15 protein-coding genes and 2 pseudogenes are annotated in these 21,327 nt (G+C 66.8%); 7 read left to right on the top strand and 10 right to left on the bottom strand.

Annotated features, from left to right (window positions below; translation table 11 throughout):
* The first annotated feature begins 391 nt into the window (after positions 1-391).
* A complete protein-coding gene (locus CKW46_RS09190) occupies positions 392-961 on the top strand; it encodes a TetR/AcrR family transcriptional regulator (protein ID WP_012393123.1) in 570 nt (189 codons plus the stop codon).
* Positions 962-1,022: 61 nt separating this feature from the next.
* Here the strand turns inward: CKW46_RS09190 and CKW46_RS09185 are convergent, their stop codons facing one another.
* The 6 genes from CKW46_RS09185 to CKW46_RS09160 form a co-directional block, all read right to left on the bottom strand.
* Entirely contained in the window at positions 1,023-1,811 is a 789-nt protein-coding gene (locus CKW46_RS09185; RefSeq protein ID WP_482053078.1) for an RNA polymerase sigma factor SigF, read from the bottom strand.
* On the bottom strand, positions 1,808-2,245 hold the full coding sequence (locus CKW46_RS09180) for an anti-sigma factor RsbW (protein ID WP_015354822.1): 438 nt from the start codon (positions 2,243-2,245) through the stop codon (positions 1,808-1,810). Before CKW46_RS09180 ends, CKW46_RS09185 begins: the two co-directional genes overlap by 4 nt.
* Positions 2,246-2,727: 482 nt before the next feature.
* Positions 2,728-3,039, bottom strand: a complete 312-nt coding sequence (usfY, locus tag CKW46_RS09175) for a protein UsfY (RefSeq protein WP_012393121.1) — start codon at positions 3,037-3,039, stop codon at positions 2,728-2,730.
* A gap of 112 nt (positions 3,040-3,151) precedes the next feature.
* Positions 3,152-3,538, bottom strand: coding sequence for a hypothetical protein (locus CKW46_RS09170; RefSeq protein WP_482053077.1), 387 nt, complete (start codon positions 3,536-3,538; stop codon positions 3,152-3,154).
* Between the two features lie 79 nt (positions 3,539-3,617).
* Complete coding sequence (gene lat, locus CKW46_RS09165; protein ID WP_041298892.1) at positions 3,618-4,958, bottom strand: L-lysine 6-transaminase; 1,341 nt, start codon at positions 4,956-4,958, stop codon at positions 3,618-3,620.
* Between the two features lie 53 nt (positions 4,959-5,011).
* Positions 5,012-5,464, bottom strand: a complete 453-nt coding sequence (locus CKW46_RS09160) for an Lrp/AsnC family transcriptional regulator (protein ID WP_011740589.1) — start codon at positions 5,462-5,464, stop codon at positions 5,012-5,014.
* Positions 5,465-5,497: 33 nt separating this feature from the next.
* Here CKW46_RS09160 and hglS point away from each other — a divergent pair, with 33 nt between their 5' ends.
* The 5 genes and pseudogenes from hglS to nei2 all read left to right on the top strand — a co-directional run bounded on the left by hglS (position 5,498) and on the right by nei2 (position 14,503).
* Positions 5,498-6,769, top strand: a complete 1,272-nt coding sequence (gene hglS / locus CKW46_RS09155) for a 2-oxoadipate dioxygenase/decarboxylase (protein ID WP_482053076.1) — start codon at positions 5,498-5,500, stop codon at positions 6,767-6,769.
* 77 nt (positions 6,770-6,846) lie between these two features.
* On the top strand, positions 6,847-8,361 hold the full coding sequence (gene amaB, locus CKW46_RS09150) for an L-piperidine-6-carboxylate dehydrogenase (RefSeq protein ID WP_482053075.1): 1,515 nt from the start codon (positions 6,847-6,849) through the stop codon (positions 8,359-8,361).
* Between the two features lie 48 nt (positions 8,362-8,409).
* Positions 8,410-9,083, top strand: a pseudogene (locus CKW46_RS09145) (TetR/AcrR family transcriptional regulator).
* A gap of 32 nt (positions 9,084-9,115) precedes the next feature.
* Entirely contained in the window at positions 9,116-13,735 is a 4,620-nt protein-coding gene (locus tag CKW46_RS09140) for an ATP-dependent helicase (protein ID WP_482053074.1), read from the top strand.
* Between the two features lie 3 nt (positions 13,736-13,738).
* A complete protein-coding gene (nei2, locus tag CKW46_RS09135) occupies positions 13,739-14,503 on the top strand; it encodes an endonuclease VIII Nei2 (RefSeq protein WP_117437985.1) in 765 nt (254 codons plus the stop codon).
* A 14-nt stretch (positions 14,504-14,517) separates the two neighbouring features.
* On the opposite strand, the gene CKW46_RS09130 is transcribed toward nei2, so the two are convergent.
* The 3 genes from CKW46_RS09130 to pstS form a co-directional block, all read right to left on the bottom strand.
* The gene (locus tag CKW46_RS09130) at positions 14,518-15,435 is read right to left on the bottom strand and encodes a CE1 family esterase (protein WP_012393114.1); all 918 of its coding nucleotides are present in this window, start codon (positions 15,433-15,435) and stop codon (positions 14,518-14,520) included.
* A gap of 52 nt (positions 15,436-15,487) precedes the next feature.
* Positions 15,488-16,618, bottom strand: coding sequence for a PPE family protein (locus CKW46_RS09125; protein WP_482053073.1), 1,131 nt, complete (start codon positions 16,616-16,618; stop codon positions 15,488-15,490).
* Between the two features lie 85 nt (positions 16,619-16,703).
* Complete coding sequence (pstS, locus tag CKW46_RS09120; protein ID WP_015354815.1) at positions 16,704-17,816, bottom strand: phosphate ABC transporter substrate-binding protein PstS; 1,113 nt, start codon at positions 17,814-17,816, stop codon at positions 16,704-16,706.
* Between the two features lie 260 nt (positions 17,817-18,076).
* Between pstS and CKW46_RS09115 the strand changes: the two genes are divergently transcribed.
* Complete coding sequence (locus CKW46_RS09115; protein ID WP_015354814.1) at positions 18,077-18,397, top strand: DUF732 domain-containing protein; 321 nt, start codon at positions 18,077-18,079, stop codon at positions 18,395-18,397.
* Positions 18,398-18,418: 21 nt separating this feature from the next.
* On the opposite strand, the pseudogene CKW46_RS09110 reads toward CKW46_RS09115, so the two are convergent.
* Positions 18,419-21,315: pseudogene (locus CKW46_RS09110) on the bottom strand (arylsulfatase).
* Positions 21,316-21,327 lie beyond the last annotated feature (12 nt).

Below are 21,327 nucleotides of genomic sequence, written 5' to 3'. Positions count from 1 at the left end.
GCGACACAGAGCCAGAACGATCAATTACTAGCAGTTCATAGCTTTTTGCTCGCGGCGCCGGTATTCAATAGAGGATTCGACGCAACGCCGCTGATCGGCAAACGTAGTTAGCCTGTGACGTCCGTAACACAGCGGATCTTCCGGCAAGAGCCACGATCAGCGCGTCAGAACGAGACAAGCAGGCGTTAGTCAGCAAACTTTGATGAGCCACCGGTATCGGTAGCCGAACGGCGTCCCGACGCTGCGGAACTGCGGCACGCCAACGTCGATAAGCTGGGCCGAATCTCCCGCCACGGGTTGGCCTACCTGTCGACCGAAGGGCCGGACCCGCCTCGTTGACTTACCATGAGCTAACGCGTGGCGGCTCAGGGCCAACTCGTACGATGCTCGAATGAGTGAACGCTCGCAGTATCACCATGGCGGTCTGCGCGACGCGATCCTGACCGAAGCGGCCACCCTGGTCGCCGAGCGCGGAGTTGGCGCCGTGTCGGTGCGTGAGCTGGCCCGCCGCGCTGGCGTGTCGCACAATGCCTATGGCCACCACTTCACCGACCGGCGCGGATTGTTCACCGCACTAGCGGCGCAAGGCTTCATGTTGCTTGCCGAAGCACTGCGTGAGGCCCGCGGAAACTTCCTCGACGGTGCCCGCGCCTACGTCCGCTTTGCGATCGGGCATCCGGGCCACTACGCGGTGATGTTCGACTGGTCCCTGATCGACCGCACGGATAGCGATCTGGCCGCCGCGCACGCGGCCGCCTCGATGGAGCTCGCCCGGGGCGCCTCACTGCTCCAAGATCCAAAAGCCGTGGCGGATCGCCACGGCGCCGAACTCGCGGCTTGGTCGCTCATCCATGGCTTCTCGATGCTGTGGCTCAACGGCGTGCTGCCGTCGGACCCGGGCGAATGCACGGATCCGATCGCAACTGCGGAGCGGGTCGCGCTCATGCTGTTCGAGACGTGACATCGGTCAACGGACACTAGGGCACGCGAAAACCGGCCGCGAACGGGACGCGCGGCCGCGCTTACTCGAGCTGATCGCGCAGCCGCGCCAGGGATTTGGCCAGCAGCCGCGAGACGTGCATCTGTGAGATGCCCACCCGTTCGGCGATCTGCGTTTGTGTCATCGAGTCGAAAAACCTCAGCACCAGAACCGTTCGCTCCCGCTCGGGCAGCGCCTCGAGCAAGGGACGAAGCGACTCGCGATCTTCGATCCGATCCAAACCGGCGTCCATGTCACCCAACGTGTCCGCGATAGCGCGGGCGTCGTCGTCCTCGCTACCGCTACCGCTGTCAATGGACAAGGTGTTGTAGGAGCTGCCCGCTACCAAGCCCTCGACTACCTCGGCTCGGTCCATCTCGAGCTCGGCGGCAAGTTCGGTCGCGGTGGGCGCCCTGCCCAGCCGCTGCGACAGCTCGGCGGTGGCCGCGCCCAACCGCAGATGCAGTTCCTTCAGCCGCCGCGGAACCTTGACCGACCAACTGTTGTCGCGGAAATGCCGCCGGACCTCGCCCATGATGGTGGGCACCGCGAACGAGACGAAATCCGAACCCGTCTCGACATCGAAGCGGACCACCGCGTTGACCATCCCGACCCTCGCGACCTGAACCAGGTCATCGCGTGGTTCGCCACGTCCCTCGAAACACCGGGCGATGTGATCGGCCAACGGCAAGCAGCGCTCGACGATCGTGTCGCGGTGGCGCTGGAAATTCGGTGAGTCGGCATCGAAGGTGGCCAACTCACGAAACATCTCCGGGACATCGGCGTATTCGTTGGGTCGTGAAGAGGAACCGCCGGCAGTTCGGGAGGTCACCTGCCGGAGGCCACCCTTCGAGCCGTCAACATGATGCCGAACACGCTGCCGGCTGCCTCAGGTGGGCGACCATCGTGAAATGTCTGAACATCGTCGGCCAGCGATGTCAGCACATGCCAGCTGAAACTTCCCGGCGCCACCACGTCGTGCGTACCGCACGCGGCAGAGGCCTGGACCACAAGTTCGTCGTCGCGCGGGTCCACCACCAGGGTCAGCGTGGCGTCCGGTGTGGCCGAACGGATCAGCCGAGTACACACCTCGTCGACTGCCAGCCGCAGGTCTGCCACAGCGTCGAAATCCAAGTCTTCAAACGTGCCGATGGCACCAACCAGGGTGCGCAGCATCGACAGGTTCTCCAAGCGCGCAGCAACGTTGAGTTCGACGGCACGGTGGCCGCGTTCGCGCTTGTTGATGCGCGGATCCGCATCGGTCATCTGGCCTCCCGGCAATTTTGCACCGACAGTACTCTCGCTTTGAGTCCCGCTTTGGGCCCAGCGTTGCAGCCGGTTGGTCATGATCGCCACCGGGTATTCAACCAGCTACCGGCGAGGCGGGCGGGACCGACACAGTCCGGACGCGCCGGCTCGAGCAAATCGCGATGTTTGCCGGGATGACGTCGGTCGTCGTGATCGTGGTCGCAGTGGAAATCTAGGTCGGTGCTTTGGCGATTTTGTCCCCCATGATGGGGTGACAACGCGGACGCAACAATGCCGGTACTCATCATGGTTTAGACCTGATACCCAGTCGCTACCGCCGGTAAAACCGCGAATCGATTTTCGATTGCATGTTTCTTCGCGCACCGGGTACCGCCGAGATGCCCCACCCCCGCAGCCGCGACAAACACCAACAAGCACCGACGCGGCAGGGGGCGGACTCCGCAGCCGCCAAGCGACGACGGGGTGCTCACCAATGGCGTCTAGCTGGCCAGCCGCTGTCGACGGACTTCGGGGTGTTCGCTGTACCAGCGATCGGCAATCCTGCGAACCCGTCGATGCTCGAACGCCAGCCAGATCAAACCGACCACGGCGACAGTGAGCGCGACCACGCCGGAAGCCATGCCCTCGGAGTGATGCCCGGTACCGAAGGCCGCCAGCGATCCGACGCCGCCGATTACGCCCGCCACGACCAAGAGGTACCCAGGCCAGTGCAGCACGTCGATCAGCGACTCGCCTGCGAGTGGCCGCGTCGTCCGCAAGTGGTCGACGGGGTCACGATAGGTGTCCCCCATGGCTCCTCCTCTGCTATCCCGTTCTATCCCGCGATTGCCGCCATTACCAGGCATTACCTTCAACGGTAGAACTCCCCGAACAGGATGTGGAGTGATCAGGGCAAATTATTTGTCAAAGTGCCAGTACCGGACCCGCAATTGACGGAACGCCCAGGGAAAGAGCCGCCACCATCAGCGTCAGCAAAAACCAGCCGGCGCCGTGCCACCCCCACCAGGTGCCCCCGTCACGCCACACGCGATAGGTGCGCACGAAGGCCCATATCCCGCTGGCGAACAGGATCGCCGGCGCCCCGAGCGCGAGCAAGGTGCGCTCGGGCATGCCACACGCCGCGGTGTCGACTCCTGCGCGTCCGCCGCACGTACTGACCCATAACGCCGCCATGATGAGGAAGCCGACGCCAGCGCTGGCCGCCAGGGCCGCAAAGCGGATAGCAGCTCGGACCTCTTCGTCATCCTGTCCGAGGCGATCACCGTCCGATCGCTCATGCACCCTTTGCATCCTGAACCCCAATCCTGCGTTCTGCGGATACACAGCAAACCGAATACCCCGCCGGGAGCTGGGATAAACAGCGCGCGGCTCAGGTCATAGCCGATAATGCGCTACGCACGGCCGCAATTGCCAGATCGATTTCGTCGCGACCGACGGTGAGCGCGGGACGAAATCGCACACTGACCTTACCGGCCGGCAACGCAATGACCGCCCGCTGCCACAGACGCTGAATCAATTCGTCGCGATCGGCGGTGGTCGGCAGGTCGAAGGCGCACATCAGGCCACGCCCACGGGGATGCAGAACCACCGCCGGCAGGTCCTTGGCCAGCTCGTCGAATTGGGCACGCAGGTAGCGACCCTGCTCGGCCGCGTTATCGACCAATCCTTCGGCCTCGATCACTTCCAGAATGCGGCGGGCGCGCACCATGTCGGTGAGATTGCCGCCCCAGGTCGAGTTGAGCCGCGACGAGACGGCAAACACGTTGTCGACGATCTCGTCGACCCGGCGGCCGGCCATCACCCCGCACACCTGGGTCTTCTTGCCGAACGCCACCACATCGGGTTTCACCCCGAGCTGCTGGTAAGCCCAGGGGGTACCGGTCATTGCGCAACCCGTCTGGACCTCGTCGAAGATCAGCAGCGCATCGTGCTCGTCGCAGAGCCGTCGCATCGCCGCGAAGAACTCGGGCCGGAAATGCCGGTCACCACCTTCACCTTGAATGGGTTCGGCGATAAAGCAGGCAATGTCGTGCGGGTGCGCCTCGAACGCGGCGCGGGCCTGAGCCAAGGACTCCGCCTCCACGGCATCCATGTCGGCATCCGGCCGAATGTATGGAGCATCGATGCGCGGCCAGTCGAACGTCGGGAAGCGGGCGACATTGACCGGCTTGGTGTTGGTCAGCGACAACGTGTAGCCGCTGCGGCCGTGAAACGCCCCGCGCAGGTGCAACACCTTGGTGCCCAGCCCCGCATCGATACCGAGTGCCTGGTTGTGCCGGCTCTTCCAGTCGAAAGCCACCTTCAGCGCGTTTTCGACAGCCAATGCGCCACCGTCGACGAAGAACAGGTGCGGCAGTGCCGGGTCGCCCAGCACTCGCACGAAGGTCTGGACGAAGCGCGCCATCGGCACCGAGTACACGTCGGCGTTGCTGGGCTTGTTCAGCGCCGCCTCGAGTAGTTCGGCGCGGAACTGCTCGTCCTCGGCCAACCCCGGGTGGTTCATCCCCAATGCCGACGAGGCGAAGAAAGTGAACATGTCCAGGTAGCGCCGACCGGTTCGGGCGTCGACCAGATACGAGCCGGCGGATTGGGACAGATCGAGCACCAGGTCGAAGCCATCGACCAGCATGCTGCGCCCCAGCACCTCCTGGACGTCATCTGCTTCTATTTGCTGGCATGCAGGCACGGTGGATCTCACGGCGGCGGTCATGCCGACCATGCTAGCGTGTTATTTACGAAAACATGACCCTTGGGCCGGAAAGATTATGGTATAAACTGCCGATCACTGTAAAAAGTGTTCAAAATGATGGTGCTTCGCGTGCGCACGTTAGCGGTTGCCCGGATCCGCTGCAGCAGGTCCTCCAGCGCCCGCGCGGAGACAACCCGCACCAGCAGGACATAGCTCTCTTCACCGGCCACCGAATGACACGACTCAACCTCATGGATGTGTTCCAGACGGGCGGGCGCATCATCGGGTTGGGAAGGATCAAGAGGAGTAATCGCCACGAACGCCGATAGAAAGTGCCCCACCGCCTCGGGGTCGACGCGCGCTGAGTACCCGGTCACCACACCGCGTGACTCCAGTCTGCGCACCCGCGACTGGACCGCCGAGACCGAAAGACCGGCACTGGCCGCCAGCTCCGCAAGGGTCGCACGCCCGTCGGAGACCAGCTGGCGCACCAGGATCCGGTCGATGTCGTCGAGCGTCTCACCCATGGGCGCAGACTATCGCAGCAGCCAGGGCACACCATGAGTTCGACGAATAAGCTGGCTACCTGGGAACTGCGGGCCCGCTTCGCCGCGGGACTGTCGGCCATGTACGCCGGCGAAGTCCCCGCATACAGCACGCTGGTGGACGTCACCGCAGAGGTGAACCGTGACTGTGTGGCAGCGCACTCCGGCGCCGAACGGCTGGGATCACTGCAGCGGGTCACCGCCGAGCGCCACGGCGCCATCCGGGTGGGCAGCCCCGCCGAACTTACCGCCGTCGCCGACCTGTTCGCCGCGTTCGGCATGTTCGCGGTGGGCTTCTACGACCTGCGCTCGGCCCGGTCGCCGATTCCCGTGGTATCCACCGCATTCCGCCCAATCGACGCCGAAGAATTGGCGAACAACCCCTTTCGGGTGTTCACCTCGATGCTGGCCACCGGCGACAGCCGGTTCTTCGATTCCGGGCTGCGCGCGCGAGTGCTGACATTTCTGGGCCGCCGGCAGCTGTTCGACCCCGCGCTGCTGGCCCAGGCCCGGGTGATCGCCGCCGAAGGCGGCTGCGACGCCGCGCAGGCACCGGACTTCGTCGCCAAAGCCGTGGCGGCGTTCGCGCTCTCGCGCGAGCCGATCGACAAGGCGTGGTACGACGAGCTCTCGCGGGTATCGGCGGTGGCGGCCGACATCGCGGGGGTCGGCTCGACCCACATCAACCACCTCACGCCACGCGTGCTCGACATCGACGACCTCTACGCGAGGATGACCGGGCGCGGCATCACCATGATCGAGGCGATCCAGGGTCCGCCGCGCACCGTCGGACCCGCGGTGCTGTTGCGCCAGACGTCGTTTCGCGCATTGGCCGAGCCGCGACTGTTCCGCGGTGCCGATGGCACCGTCACCGAAGGCAGCCTGCGGGTGCGGTTCGGCGAGGTCGAGGCGCGCGGCGTCGCGCTGACGCGACGCGGACGGGAGCGCTACGACGCCGCGATGGCACGGCTCGCCGGCGCCGGGGACCCAGCCACGATCTGGAGCGACCACTTTCCGGCGACCGATGCCGAAATGGCGGCGCAGGGTCTGGCCTATTACCGCGGCGGTGACCCGTCGGCGCCTATCGTCTATGAGGACTTCCTGCCCGCCTCGGCGGCCGGCATCTTCCGCTCCAACCTGGACGGCGATACCCGCACCGGGCAGGCGGCCGGCGCCGTGGACAGCGACCCCGATTACCACGTGGGGTGGCTGGCCGGGGCCATCGACCGCGACATTTACGACCCGTACTCGCTCTACGATGCACTCGCCACCGAGCGGGCGCGATGACGGTGCACGGCGCAGCGACAATCGGCAACAAGCAGCCACAGACAGCGACAAACAGTGAAAAGGAGCGAGCGGGGCCAATGACCCACTCAGATGAGCTACGTAACCGGGTACGCAAGGCGTTCGAGGCGATCGGCGTGACCGCCAGCCTCGACGAGCCGGGCGGACACGGGATGCCGTCGAGCACGCCTATCACCTGCGAGACGCTGTTCACCCTGACCGCCACCACTGCCGAACAGACCGAGCATAGCATCGCCGACGCGCAGGCCGCGTTCACCCAATGGCGAAGCACGCCGGCGCCGGTGCGCGGCGCATTGGTGGCCCGCCTCGGTGAGTTGATCAGCGCACACAAGCACGACCTGGCCGAGCTGGTGACGATCGAAGTCGGCAAGACCGGCTCCGAGGCGCTGGGCGAAGTGCAGGAAATGATCGATATCTGCGAGTTCGCGGTCGGCCTGTCCCGCCAGCTCTACGGTCTCACCATCGCCTCCGAGCGCCCCGGGCACCGGCTCATGGAGACCTGGCATCCGCTCGGTGTGGTCGGCGTGATCACCGCGTTCAACTTCCCGGTTGCGGTTTGGGCATGGAACACCGCGGTGGCGCTGGTGTGCGGCGACACCGTGCTGTGGAAGCCCTCGGAGCTGGCGCCATTGACGGCGCTGGCCTGCCAGGCACTGCTGACCCGGGCCGCGGCCGACGTCGGCGCGCCGCCGTCGGTGGGCGCTGTGGTGCTGGGTGGGGCCGAGCTGGGCGAACAACTCGTCGATGACCCGCGCATCGCGTTGCTGTCCGCGACGGGTTCGGTGCGCATGGGCCAGCAGGTGGGGCCCCGGGTCGCCCGGCGATTCGGCCGGGTACTGCTGGAACTGGGCGGCAACAACGCGGTCATTGTGACGCCATCGGCCGACCTGGACCTGGCGGTGCGGGGCATCGTGTTCGCCGCCGCCGGTACCGCCGGGCAGCGCTGCACCAGCCTGCGCCGCCTGATCGTGCACAGCTCCGTGGCCGACGATGTGGTGGCGCGCGTCGTCGCCGCCTGCCGCACGCTGCCCGTCGGCGACCCGTGCGATCCGGCGACCCTGATCGGCCCGCTGATCCATGAGACCGCCTACCGCGACATGCTGGGCGCGCTGGACCAGGCGCGCGCCGAGGGCGGCGAGGTGATCGACCCCAACCCGCGCCGCGACGGCCCCGCGGGCGGCTATTACGTCGCACCGGCGGTGGTCCGGATGCCGGCGCAGACCGCCATTGTGGCGACCGAAACCTTCGCCCCCATCCTCTATGTCCTCACCTACGACGATCTAGATGACGCGATCGCGCTCAACAATGCTGTACCGCAGGGACTCTCGTCGGCGATCTTCACCAACGACCTGCGTGAGGCCGAGCGCTTCCTGGCCGCATCCGACTGCGGGATCGCCAACGTCAACATCGGGACATCGGGCGCGGAGATCGGCGGGGCGTTCGGCGGCGAGAAGCAGACCGGCGGCGGCCGCGAGTCCGGTTCGGATGCCTGGAAGGCGTATATGCGCCGCGCCACCAACACCATCAACTACTCCACCGAGCTGCCGCTGGCCCAGGGCGTCCAGTTTGGGTGAGCCTGCGCGCTAGCGGAGGGCGTTGGCCGCGTGAGTAGTATCTTCCCCATGGCGACAGCCAGAAGGCGGTTATCCCCGAGGATCGACGCGCTGAACTGCTCGCCCTGGGGGCGGAAGTTTTCGGCAAGCGACCTTACGACGAGGTCCGCATCGATGAGATTGCGGAGCGCGCCGGGGTTTCGCGCGCGCTGATGTATCACTACTTCCCGGACAAACGGGCGTTCTTCGCGGCGGTCGTCAAGGACGAGGCGGATCGGCTCTACGAGGCCACCAGCATCGAGTCCCCCGTCGGAATGACGATGTTCGAGGAGATCCGCCTCGGCGTGCTGGCCTACATGGCCTACCACCAACACAACCCGGAGGCCGCCTGGGCCGCCTACGTGGGCCTGGGACGCTCCGATCCGGTTCTGCTGGGCATCGATGACGAGGCCAAGAACCGCCAGATGGAACACATCATGACCCGGATCGGCCAAGTCGTGAGCGGCATTCCGGGCAGCACCGCGCTGGACCAGCATGTCGAGCGTGACCTGCGGGTGATCATCTACGGCTGGTTGGCGTTCACCTTCGAAATCTGCCGCCAGCGGATCATGGACCCCGGCACCGACGCCGACCGCCTCGCCGACGCCTGTGCCCACACGCTGCTGGACTCGATCGCGCGGGTGCCCGAGATTCCCGGCGAGCTCGCCGAGGCGATGGCGACCGCCCGACACACGCCGCAATAGTTTTTGTCGGTGCCCGTTGGCACCATGGCTAGGTGAGCACCGCGCGCCCCGAACCCCTGGGCCCCGAACCCCTGGGGCGGTTCAGCGCGATCACTCGCGAATGGTTCACCAACACCTTCGCCGCGCCCACCCCAGCACAGGCCAGCGCCTGGGCCGCCATCGCGGCCGGCGACAACACGTTGGTGATCGCCCCGACCGGCTCGGGTAAGACGCTCGCCGCGTTCCTGTGGGCCCTGGACAGCCTGGCCCGTTGCCCCGACCGCACGGCCGGCACCCGGGTGCTCTACGTGTCGCCGCTGAAGGCCCTGGCGGTCGATGTGGAGCGCAACCTGCGCACGCCGCTGGCCGGGCTCACCCGGCTTGCCGAACGCCGGGGTCTGCCCCCACCGCAGATCAGCGTCGGGGTCCGCTCCGGGGACACACCGCCGGCGGTGCGCCGCCAACTCATCACGCGACCGCCCGACGTGCTGATCACCACCCCGGAGTCGCTGTTTCTGATGTTGACCTCGGCCGCACGCGAGACGTTGGCCGGGGTGCAGACCGTCATCGTCGACGAGATCCACGCGATCGCGGCCACCAAGCGCGGAGCGCACCTGGCGCTATCCCTGGAGCGACTCGACCAACTGGCCCCCGATCGCCGCGTCGGGCCCCCCGCGCAGCGCATCGGGCTATCGGCGACCGTACGACCGCCCGAGGAACTCGCCCGGTTCCTGTCCGGATCGGCGCCGACCACCATCGTCGCCCCGCATTCGGCCAAGACCTTCGACCTCACGGTGCAGGTTCCGGTGGCTGACATGGCCAACTTGGCGGACAACACCATCTGGCCCGATGTGGAGTCTCGGTTGGTCGACCTCATCGAGTCGCACAACTCGACCATCGTGTTTGCCAATTCGCGGCGACTAGCCGAACGGCTCACCGCACGGCTCAACGAGATTCACGCGGAGCGGTCCGGCATGACGCTCCCGTCGGAGGCCAACACGCAGGTCGCCGGCGGCGCCCCGGCCCAGATCATGGCCAGTGGGCAGACCTTCGGCGCTGCGCCCCTGCTGGCCCGGGCCCACCACGGTTCGGTCAGCAAGGAACAGCGCGCCCAGGTCGAGGAGGACCTCAAACGCGGAGCGCTCAAGGCGGTGGTGGCAACCTCGAGCCTGGAACTCGGGATCGACATGGGGGCTGTCGATCTGGTGATTCAGGTGGAAGCACCGCCGTCGGTGGCCAGCGGCCTGCAACGCATCGGGCGGGCCGGCCACCAGGTCGGCGAGGTTTCCCGCGGGGTGCTGTTCCCCAAGCACCGCACCGACCTACTCGGCTGCGCGATCAGCGTGCAGCGCATGCGCACCGGCCAGATCGAGACCATGCGGGTGCCGGCCAACCCGCTGGACATCCTGGCCCAGCACACGGTCGCCGCCGCCGCCCTGGAGCCGCTCGACGCCGATCAATGGTTCGACACCGTGCGCCGCAGCGCTTCCTTCGCCACCCTGCCGCGCAGCGTCTTCGAGGCCACGCTGGATCTGCTGTCGGGCAAGTATCCGTCCACCGAATTCGCCGAGTTGCGCCCACGACTGGTCTACGACCGCGGAACCGGAACGCTGACCGCACGCCCCGGGGCGCAGCGCCTGGCCGTCACCTCCGGCGGCGCCATCCCCGACCGCGGCCTGTTCACCGTCTACCTGGCCAGCGAAGCGGAAAAGCCCTCTCGGGTAGGCGAACTCGACGAGGAGATGGTCTACGAGTCCCGGCCGGGTGACGTGATCTCGCTGGGTGCCACCAGCTGGAGAATCACCGAGATCACCCACGACCGGGTGCTGGTGATACCCGCTCCGGGCGAACCCGCTCGGCTGCCCTTCTGGCGCGGTGACGATGTCGGCCGCCCCGCCGAACTGGGCGCCGCACTGGGCGCGCTCACCGGCGAGTTGGCCCGGCTAGACCGCGCGGAATTTGACAAGCGTTGTGCGGGGTTGGGTTTCGACGATTTCGCAACGGACAACCTGTGGGGACTGCTCGACGACCAGAAGACCGCGACCCGGGTGGTACCCACCGACACCACGCTGCTGGTCGAGCGCTTCCGCGACGAGCTCGGCGACTGGCGGGTAATCCTGCACTCGCCCTACGGCCTGCGGGTGCACGGCCCACTAGCGCTGGCAGTCGGCCGGCGACTGCGTGATCGCTACGGCCTCGACGAGAAGCCAACGGCCTCCGATGACGGCATCGTGGTTCGATTGCCCGACACCATTTCCGACACCGGCACCGAAACGCCCCCGGGTGCCGAGCTGTTCCTTTTCGACGCCGACGAGATCGACGCGATCGTGACCGCCGAAGTGGGCGCTTCGGCGTTGTTCGCCTCCCGATTCCGGGAGTCGGCGGCCCGGGCGCTGCTGCTCCCCCGCCGCCATCCCGGCCGCCGGTCACCGTTGTGGCACCAGCGCCAGCGCGCCGCGCAGCTGCTGGATGTGGCGCGCAAGTACCCCGACTTCCCGATGGTGCTGGAAACGGTGCGCGAGTGTCTGCAGGATGTCTATGACGTTCCGACGCTGACCACCCTGATGACCGACATCGCCCAGCGTCGGGTTCGGGTGGCCGAGACCGAAACCACCAAGCCCTCGCCGTTCGCGGCGTCGCTGCTGTTCGGCTACGTCGGCGCGTTCATGTACGAGGGCGATGTGCCGCTGGCCGAGCGCCGCGCCGCGGCACTGTCACTGGACAGCACGCTGCTGGCCGAGTTGCTCGGCCGCGTCGAGCTGCGCGAGCTGCTGGACCCCGAGGTGATCGCCGCGACCGGCGGCCAATTGCAGCACCTGTGCGCCGATCGGGCCGCCCGCGACGCGGAAGGGGTGGCGGATCTGCTGCGGCTGCTGGGTCCACTAACCGAGGACGAGGTCGCGGCGCGGTCCGACACCACCGGCGGCACCGACATCGGCGGCTGGCTAGAGGGCCTGCGTGCCGCGCGGCGCGCGCTGGAGGTGTCCTACGCGGGCCACAGCTGGTGGGTGGCTGTCGAGGACATCGGCCGGCTGCGCGACGGCGTCGGCGCGGCGGTTCCGGTGGGCTTACCGGCCGCCTTTACCGAGGCGGTGGCCGACCCGTTGGCCGAGCTGCTGGGCCGCTATGCACGCACCCACCCGCCGTTCACCACCGCCGAGGCCGCGGGCAGGTTCGGCTTGGGGCTGCGGGTGACCGCCGATGTACTGGGCCGGCTGGCCAGCGACGGGCGCTTGGTGCGCGGCGATTTCGTCGCCACCGGGGTCTTTGGCGGCGCGGGGTCCGAGCAGTGGTGCGATGCCGAGGTATTGCGCATCTTGCGGCGCCGTTCGTTGGCCGCGCTGCGGGCCCAGGTTGAGCCGGTCAGCACCGCTGCCTACGGGCGTTTCCTACCGGAGTGGCACCAGGTGGGCGGCGCCGACTCGGGCCACGGCGGCATTGACCGGCTGGCATCGGTGATCGATCAGCTCGCCGGCGTGCGGATCCCCGCGTCCGCGCTGGAACCGCTGGTGCTGGCCCCGCGGGTGCGCGACTATTCCCCGGCGATACTCGACGAGCTGCTTGCCACCGGCGAAGTCACCTGGGCGGGCGCCGGATCCATTTCGGGCAGTGACGGTTGGGTGACGCTGCACCTTGCCGATTCGGCTCCGTTGACCCTGGCCGCACCCGCCGAGATCGAGTTCGGCGAAGCCCACCGGGCGATCCTGGACACGCTGGCCGGCGGAGGTGCCTACTTCTTCCGCCAGCTCATCGGCGACATACCGGATGAGGCGGCGATCAAGGCCGCCCTGTGGGAACTGATCTGGGCCGGCCGGGTCTGCGGCGACACGTTCGTGCCGGTGCGGGCATTGCTCGGTGGCGGCGGCCCGGGGAGCCGAAAACGCTCCGCCCCCGCGCATCGCGGACACCGCCCACCCCGGCTCAGCCGATACAGCGTCGCCCATGCCCAGCCCCGTTCCGTCGACCCGACCGTGGCCGGCCGCTGGTCGCTGCTGCCGCCGCCGGAGCCGGACTCGACGGTGCGGGCCCACTACCAAGCCGAGCTGCTGCTGAACCGACACGGTGTGCTGACCAAGGGTGCGGTGGCCTCCGAAGGTGTTCCGGGCGGATTCGCGACCCTCTACAAGGTGTTGAGCGCGTTTGAGGATGCCGGGCGATGCCACCGCGGCTACTTCGTCGAGTCGCTCGGTGGTGCGCAATTCGCCGTCGCGGCCACCGTCGACAGATTACGCAGCTACCTCGACGATCCGAGCGCTTTCACCGACAGCCGGCGTCCGCAGTATCAGGCCGTGCTGCTGGCCGCCGCCGACTCGGCCAACCCCTATGGCGCCGCGCTGCCGTGGCCCACTTCGGACGACGACGGTTCCAACGTCGGGGCCCGCCCAGGCCGCAAGGCCGGGGCACTGGTCGTGCTGGTGGATGGCGCCCTGGCCTGGTTCCTCGAACGAGGCGGGCGAACGCTGCTGACCTTCACCGACGACCCCGAGGCCAACGCTGCGGCGGCCATCGCGCTGGCCGACCTGGTCGCCACCCGGCGGGTCGGGTCACTATTGGTCGAGCGAATCAACGGAGTGCCGGTGCTACAGGCCGGGGCCGGCCAGGCGAGCCTGGCGGTCACCGCCCTGGCCGATGCCGGCTTCCTACGCACGCCTCGCGGTCTGCGGCTTCGGTGAGCCATGCCCGAGGGTGACACCGTCTGGCACACCGCAGCCAGGCTGCGTCAATACCTGGCCGGAAAAACGCTGACCCGCTGTGATATTCGGGTGCCGCGGTTCGCGACCGTGGACCTGACCGGGCAAGTGGTGGAGGAGGTGCAAAGCCGCGGCAAGCATCTGTTCATCCGGACCGCTCTGGTCAGCATTCACTCCCATCTGAAGATGGACGGCAGCTGGCGAGTCGGCGACCGGCCGCCGCGGGTAGACCACCACGCACGAATCATCCTGGAAGCCAACGATATCCGGGCAGTGGGCGTTGACCTGGGCGTGCTGGAGCTGCTGGAGCGCGACAACGAGGGCGCCGTCGTCGCGCATCTGGGGCCCGATCTGCTGGGTGAGGACTGGGATCCACACATCGCGGCCGCCAACCTGGCCGCCGACCCGCATCGTTGCATCGCCGAGGCACTGCTCGATCAACGGGTGCTGGCCGGGATCGGCAACGTTTACTGCAACGAGCTGTGCTTCGTCAGCGGACACCTGCCAACCGCGCCGGTCAGCGACGTTGCCAAGCCGCTGCGCCTGGTTACCCGCGCTCGAGAAATGCTGTGGGCCAACCGGCTGCGCTGGAACCGCACCACCACCGGCGAGACCCGCGCCGGTCGGCAGTTGTGGGTCTACGGCAGGGCCGGTCAGCCATGCCGGCGCTGCGCGACCGGCATCGAGCGCCAAGGGCCTGACGGCTCCAGCGAGCGGGTGCGGTACTGGTGCCCGGCCTGCCAACGCTGAGCCGGCGATCCCAGCTACTCGCGGGCGTGGGTCACGAAGAATTGGACAATCGCCTCCGACCCGTCGAATGCGCGGGTGGTGGCCCCGATGACCGGCTTGGGCAGGTACTGCCTGCTGCCCGGCCAGGTGTGCCCGCCGTTGCCGATCTGGTAGAAGATCACTTCCGTGCCGGGGGCGCACGCGGTGGAATCGAAGCGCAGCACCACCGTTGAATCCCCGGCTTCGGGCAACTCTGCTACCGCTGGTTTGCCTTGGCACTCATCGACTGCCCGCCAGCGCTCGATCATGCTCGCGGCCGAGATGGCGCGGCTGAGCCCGCCGCGCCCGCGCACCTTGCCTCCCTTGAAGGGCACCACCCGATCTGCGGTACCGTGCGCCGCCAACACCGACACCGGGCGGGACGGATTGCACGGCACACCCACGCCCAGCGTGCCGGCGATCGGAGCGATCGCCGCGAATACGTCCGCGCGGTCACACGCCAGGCGGTTGGACATGAATCCCCCGTTGGACATCCCGGTGGCGAAGACGTGCCCGGCCGGCACCCCAAAGTCCTTCTGTACCTTGCCCACTAGGGCCACCAGGAAGCCGATGTCATCGAGGTGGCGCCGGTCGGCCGGTGCGGCCCCCCGCCCGTCGGCCCAGCTCTTGTCGTAGCCGTTGGGATACACCACCAGCAAGTTGTTCGCGTCGGCCGCGGAGTCGAAGTCGGTGAGGCGTTGCTGTCCGGCGCCGCTGGAGCCGCCACCGTGCAGATTGAGTACCAGCCCAGTCGGCGGACCGGGCGGCACGTGCAGGATGTAGGTCCGCTTGAGACCGCCGAACGCAAACATTCCGGCCTCGTTTCGCGCGCGGGGCACCGAGGTTTGTTGTTCACCGCACCCCACCAGGCATAGCGCCAGAACCAGCAGTGATAGCCAGCGCACCCCGAGCATGACGCAAAGTTACCGACCGCTGCCCCAACGTGCTTGACGGCCTCCCCGCCGTTCAGCCCGCCGATGGCGGTCGGGGCATGAACGTCCCCTTGAGTTCCAGGCCGTATTCGAGGTCTTCGTACTTCTGCTGCTTGCGCTTGCGCCAACCGCTGCCCGCCGAGATCGGCGGTGGCATCAGCGCTGGCAGCATCGGAAACCCGGACTCCGCGGTCCCGAGCGGTGATGCCACCGACGCGAGTTGCACCGGCGTCTGGGCGGCTGGCAACAGCCCGGCCGCAGCGGGTGGTGCGGTGAGGTTGCCTATCGGCATGCCGACCCCCAACGCGGCCGTCGGCGCCGCCGCGGCGCCGACACCTTCCACAGCGCTGGACAAGGTGGCCGCCGACTCCCCCAGCGCCGACTCACCTTCCGACAGTCCCTCGGCGATGTCGGGGGCCACCGACGTCAACGCCTGCGCCGAGGTGTTCTGCGCCAGGTAGCTGAGCAGGTTGACCGGAAAACCGGACGACACAAATTGATTGGCATAGGTGTTGGCCAATCCAAACCAGCCGCTGTTGGGATCGATAGAGGTCAGCGACTGCAATACATCAAGCGGGGAGGCGGCCGCAACGGGAGCCGCGGCCGCCGCGGCCACGTTGGCTCGAGTGGCCGGGCCGGTCAGATCGGGCGTCGACAGCGGCGAAGAGAACTGCGGTAATGCGACAGCTTGTACCGAGGCCGCCTCGTAGCGACACATGGCCGCAGAGTTGTTCACCCACATGCCCTCGTACTGGGCTTCGGTCTCGGCGATGGCCGCAAGGTTTCGGCCCAGTCGGTTGGTGGCCAACAACTGCGCCAGCGCAATCCGGTTGGCCCTGACCTCCGAGGGGTGCACCACGGTCGCCAGCGTGGAGCCAAATGCGGCCGCGGCGACCTGCGCCGATGCCGCCAGTTGCTGGCACTGTTGGGCGGTGGCTCGCAGCCAGGTGAGATACGGGCTGATGGCCCCAACCATCGCCGCCGAGGACGGGCCGCGCCAGACATCGGTCAACACGGACAACACCGGATCGTGAGCGCGAACGGATTCCTCCAAATCGGCGCCCAGCCGCTGCCACGCATCGGCGGCCTCAATCAGTGATTCGGGACCGGGCCCCGAGTGGATCAACGCCGAGGTCATCTCCGGGGGCATCGCGATGAAGTCCATGACATCACCTTGACTACGCGAGAAAATTTTCCGGAACATCGCGTTGACGACGGCGGGAAATGCCTTGGAACATTGCGCGTCACCGTCAGGCAATGGCACTGACGGCGCGCGACAATCGCGACTTGAATTCGTCGGGAATCGGCACGTATCCGGTGCCCGCAAGGGCATTCTGGCCGGCACCGACCGAGCTCTGCAGAAACGCTTTGACAGCCATTGCGACCTGCGCATCGGGGTACTTCGAGCACACGATCTCATAGGTCGCCAGCACGATCGGGTAAGCGCCCGGTTGGTTTGGCCGGTAGAACGAGAGGGTATCGAAAGCCAGATCGTTGTCCTCCCCGACAAACCAGGCAGCCGAAATCGTCTTTCCCACCGACTCTTCGCTGATCGCTACCGGAGCGGGCCCGGCCGAGGTGATGATCTTGGCCATGTCGAGATGCTGCTCACGAGCGAACGACCATTCCACATAGCTGATCGCCCCTTCGGTGCTGCTGACGACGGCGGCGGCGCCGGCGTTGCCCTTGGCGCCCTCCCCCACGCCGCCGTTGAAATGCTTGCCGGCACGCTTGCCCCACCCACCGTTGGAAGCGCTATCGAGGTATCGCTGGAAGTTGTCCGTGGTGCCGGACCCGTCGCTGCGGAAGACGACGCGAATGGGTTCGGTGGGCAGGTCGGCGCCCGGATTGAGTGCTTCGATCGCGGGATCGTGCCAGTTGGTGATGCTGCCGTTGAAGATCCTGGCCGCGGTGGGGCCGTCCAGGTTCAGCGATGTCAGACCGTTGACCCGGTAGGCGATGGCAATCGGGCCGAACACCAGTGGCAGATTCCAGACGGGCGAGCCGCAGCGTTGCTCGGCCTGGGTGTGCTCGTCGCTGTTCAGCGGCGAATCCGAGCCCCCGAAATCGGTCTGGCCGCGGATGAATTCGCTAATCCCGGCGCTTGAGCCGTTGGCCGTGTAGTTCAACGACTGACCGGGGCAGGCTTGCTCGAAGGAACGGACAAACCGGATCATGGCGTTTTCCTGGGCGGTGGAACCACTGGCCGCCAGAGTCCGCTTGCCGCCGCAGGTCACTTGCGCCGAAGTGGTTCCCGGCGCCACGCTTTTGCCGGCGACGTTGTTGTCACCCGAACATCCCGAAAGTATCGATGCGCCGAGGGCCAATACACTCACCGCGGCGCCAAATCGATTGAATCTCACTTCAATTCCTTGCAACGATGAAATGATCGCCGTCGGCATGGTCGCGGCCAGCCAGACGCATCGTAACAAGATCTCCGATGCAAAGATCGGCTCCGGCGAAGCCGCAACGGGGCCGCATTCGCAAATTCAGCCACAGTTTGCGACCGGTACACGCTCCCGAAAGACGGCCGACATCACCGCGCCCGGATGGCCAACTACAACCTGTTGCGGGTATGGCGGCCGAGGGCCGAAGGGCTCTTCTCGGCGGGGAGGTTCCAGCAATGAGGAGCAGCAGAACGCGTGCCCTGGTCTTGGTGGTCGCGCTGGTCGGGCTCACGGAGTTGGCCACCGCGACCGCGCACGCCGATGCGGTGGATGACGCCTTCTTGAACGCCGTGAGGTCCCACGGCATCAACTTCGCATCGCCACAAGCCGCGATCATGGCCGGTCACCAGGTGTGCAATGCGCTCGATTCCGGCAGGCAGAAGTCCGATGTCGCTGGTGACGTGGCGGTCAGCAGCAGCCTGGACGGCTACCGTGCCGGCTACTTCGTCGGCGTGAGCATTGCCGCGTACTGCCCCAGGCATCACTCCCAGGCCTAAGCGTTGGGCGAGCGTCTCGGGCTAGCCGGCAGCACCCTGACCCACGGCTTGGATCGAGGCATGCTCATGCAACGCCTTCTCCGCGTCAGGATGGACGGGTTTGAGGTCGAAGACGACCTCTTTTACCGTGCCGCTGAACATGTACAGCGCCTTGTCCTCGTAGTCCCGGTCGACGACCAGACCGTTGTCGCGACCGACATCCAGCCCGGCATAGGACGTGAAGGCCAGCGTCACGGTTTGCGGCAACTCGCCCTCGCCGATCAGACGGTCGTTGGCCCACAACGTCACCCGGCCACCGGAGCCGACCACGGGCGCTTCGGATTCGAACAACATCCGGACCGTGACATCGCCGGTGGGGACGGGTTCGGTGGACACCTGCCGGTAGGTCTCGATGCCGAGGAACGAATAGGTGTGGTGCAACCGCCGCTGTTCGTCTACCCATAACGCGAACCCACCCATGAAGTCGGCGTTGGCCACGATCACCCCTTCGGCACCGCCATCGGGGATGTGCAGCCGTGCTTCGATCGCGTAGGAGCGCCCGAAGACGCGCGGCACCATGCCACGCTGGATGTTCTGCACGCCGCCCTGGAAGGCGAACCGGGTGATGGTGGGCAGCGGCGGTAGCTCGCCGTACATCACCGCGAGCCCGCCCAGCAGCGGCAGCACCCGATTGCGTTCGGCTTCCTGCCACCACAGCTCACGTAGCTCGGCCAGTTTGTCCGGATGCTCGGCCGCCACATTTCTGGCCTGAGAGAAATCGTCGGGCAGGTAGTAGAGCTCCCAGACATCCTTCTCCGGGTCGTAGTTGCCGGGCGAAAAGCGCGCCATGGTCTGCGGAGACAGGTCCCACGGCGCCTTGTCCAGCCGGGCACACGCCCACCAGCCGTCCTGGTAGATGGAGCGGCTGCCGAAGTTTTCGAAGTACTGCACGGTATGACGTTCTTCGGCCTGCGCGTCATCGAAGGTGTGCACGAAGCTGGTGCCGTCCATCGGTTCCTGCTCGAAGCCATCGACACTGGTGGGCTCCGGTAAGCCGATGGCCTGCAACACAGTTGGCGCGATATCGATGCAGTGGGTGAACTGGCTTCGAATACCGCCTTCGCGCGGGATCCGGCTGGGCCAGCAGACCACCATCGGGTCCCGGGTGCCGCCGAGGTGGCTGGCCATCTGCTTGCCCCACTGGAACGGCGTGTTGTTAGCGTGCGCCCACGCGCTGGCGAAATGCGGTGCGGTGAACTCGTCGCCGAGCGCCTCGATGCCACCGTATTGTTCGATGAGCTCCAGCTGCCGCTCGGCATCGAGATCCAGGCCGTTGAGGAACGTCATCTCGTTGAACGATCCGGTGTTGGTGCCCTCCATGCTGGCGCCGTTGTCGCCCCAGATGTAGAAGACCAGCGTGTTGTCCGATTCACCGAGACCGTCGATCGCGTCGAGCAGCCTGCCCACGTTCCAGTCCGCGTTCTCGGAGAACCCGGCGAACACTTCCATCTGTCGGGCGAAGAGCTTCTGTTGCGCCTCCGACAAGCTGTCCCAGGCCGGGAACAGGTCGGGACGCTCGGTCAGTTCGGCGTCGGGCGGAATGATCCCGAGCTCCTTCTGGCGCTCGAATGTCTTTTGCCGATACACATCCCAGCCCTCGTCGAACTGGCCCTGGTATTTGTCGGCCCACTCTTTGAACACGTGGTGCGGTGCATGTGTGGCGCCGGTCGAGTAGTACAACAGCCACGGCTTGGTCGCGTTCTGCGCCCGTACGGTGTGCAGCCACTCGATGGCCTTGTCGGTGAGGTCGTCGGGGAAGAAATAGGGCTTCCCGTCGTCCCCCCTGCGGTATGCCCAGCACGGAGTTGTCCTGGGTGATGATCGGGTCATACTGGCCGGCCGCACCCGACGGGAATCCCCAGAAATGGTCAAACCCCCAACCCAGCGGCCAGTTGTCGAATGGACCCGCCGCTCCCTGAACGTTGTCCGGGGTCAGATGCCATTTACCGAAAGCGCCGGTCACATAACCGTTGTCGCGCAGGATACGCGGTAGCGCTGCGCAGCTGCGCGGCTTGACCGTCGAATAGCCGGGGTAGGGGCCGGGCAACTCGCACACCGATCCAAAGCCGACCCGGTGATGGTTGCGGCCGGTCAGTAGCGCGGCACGAGTCGGCGAGCAGATCGCGGTGAGATGAAAGCGGTTGTAGGCCAGACCATTGTTCGCCACCCGCGACAGCGTCGGAGTTCTGATGCCGCCTCCGAAGGTATCCGGTCCCCCGAATCCGGCGTCGTCGATGAGCACGATGAGCACGTTGGGTGCATCGTCGGGGGCGTTGGCGCCCGCGACGATCGTCCAGTCGCCGACCGACTCCGCCATGGTGCGGCCGATGGTGCCACCGAAGCTGCGCTGCGGGATCGGCAGTTTGGTGCGGTCCGGATTGAACTTGCCCATCGCTTCCTGCAGCGCCGCACCCAGGCTCCGCATCGTCGACCGGCTCAATTCGGCAACCGATTTCATCGGCGAGCCCGACAACGTCTGCTCCACCGGCAACCGGCCCTGCGCCGGCGTCACGGCGATGACCACCGCGCTGCCCGCCGACAACGCCTGCCCGATCTTGTCGGCCAGGCCGCTCTTGACCCGGTGCTGGATGAAGGTGCCCGCCAGCGCGCCGGCCGCCGCACCCACCGCCGTCGACGCCAGCAGCGCCGGCGAGAAGAGGCCGACCGCCAGCCCCGCGCCGGCCCCCCCAGGCGGCACCACGGCGGCCGAGACGGTTGCCGGTATCGATCTTGCCCTCATTGTCCTTGCCGACCAGCACCGCGCCTTGCAGCGGCAGAGTCTTGGCGTTGGCCCGACCGGTCAGATTCTCGAAATCGTGTTGAGCCGCATCCAGATCCTGGTACCCGGCGACGATGACCAGTGTGTTTTCTTCACTCATGAGGCACTCCCG

This window comes from Mycobacterium liflandii (assembly GCF_022354805.1).
GTDB lineage: Bacteria > Actinomycetota > Actinomycetes > Mycobacteriales > Mycobacteriaceae > Mycobacterium > Mycobacterium marinum.
The sequence above is the reverse complement of the archived record's forward strand: the minus strand, read 5'-3'. Positions and strand labels throughout refer to the sequence as shown.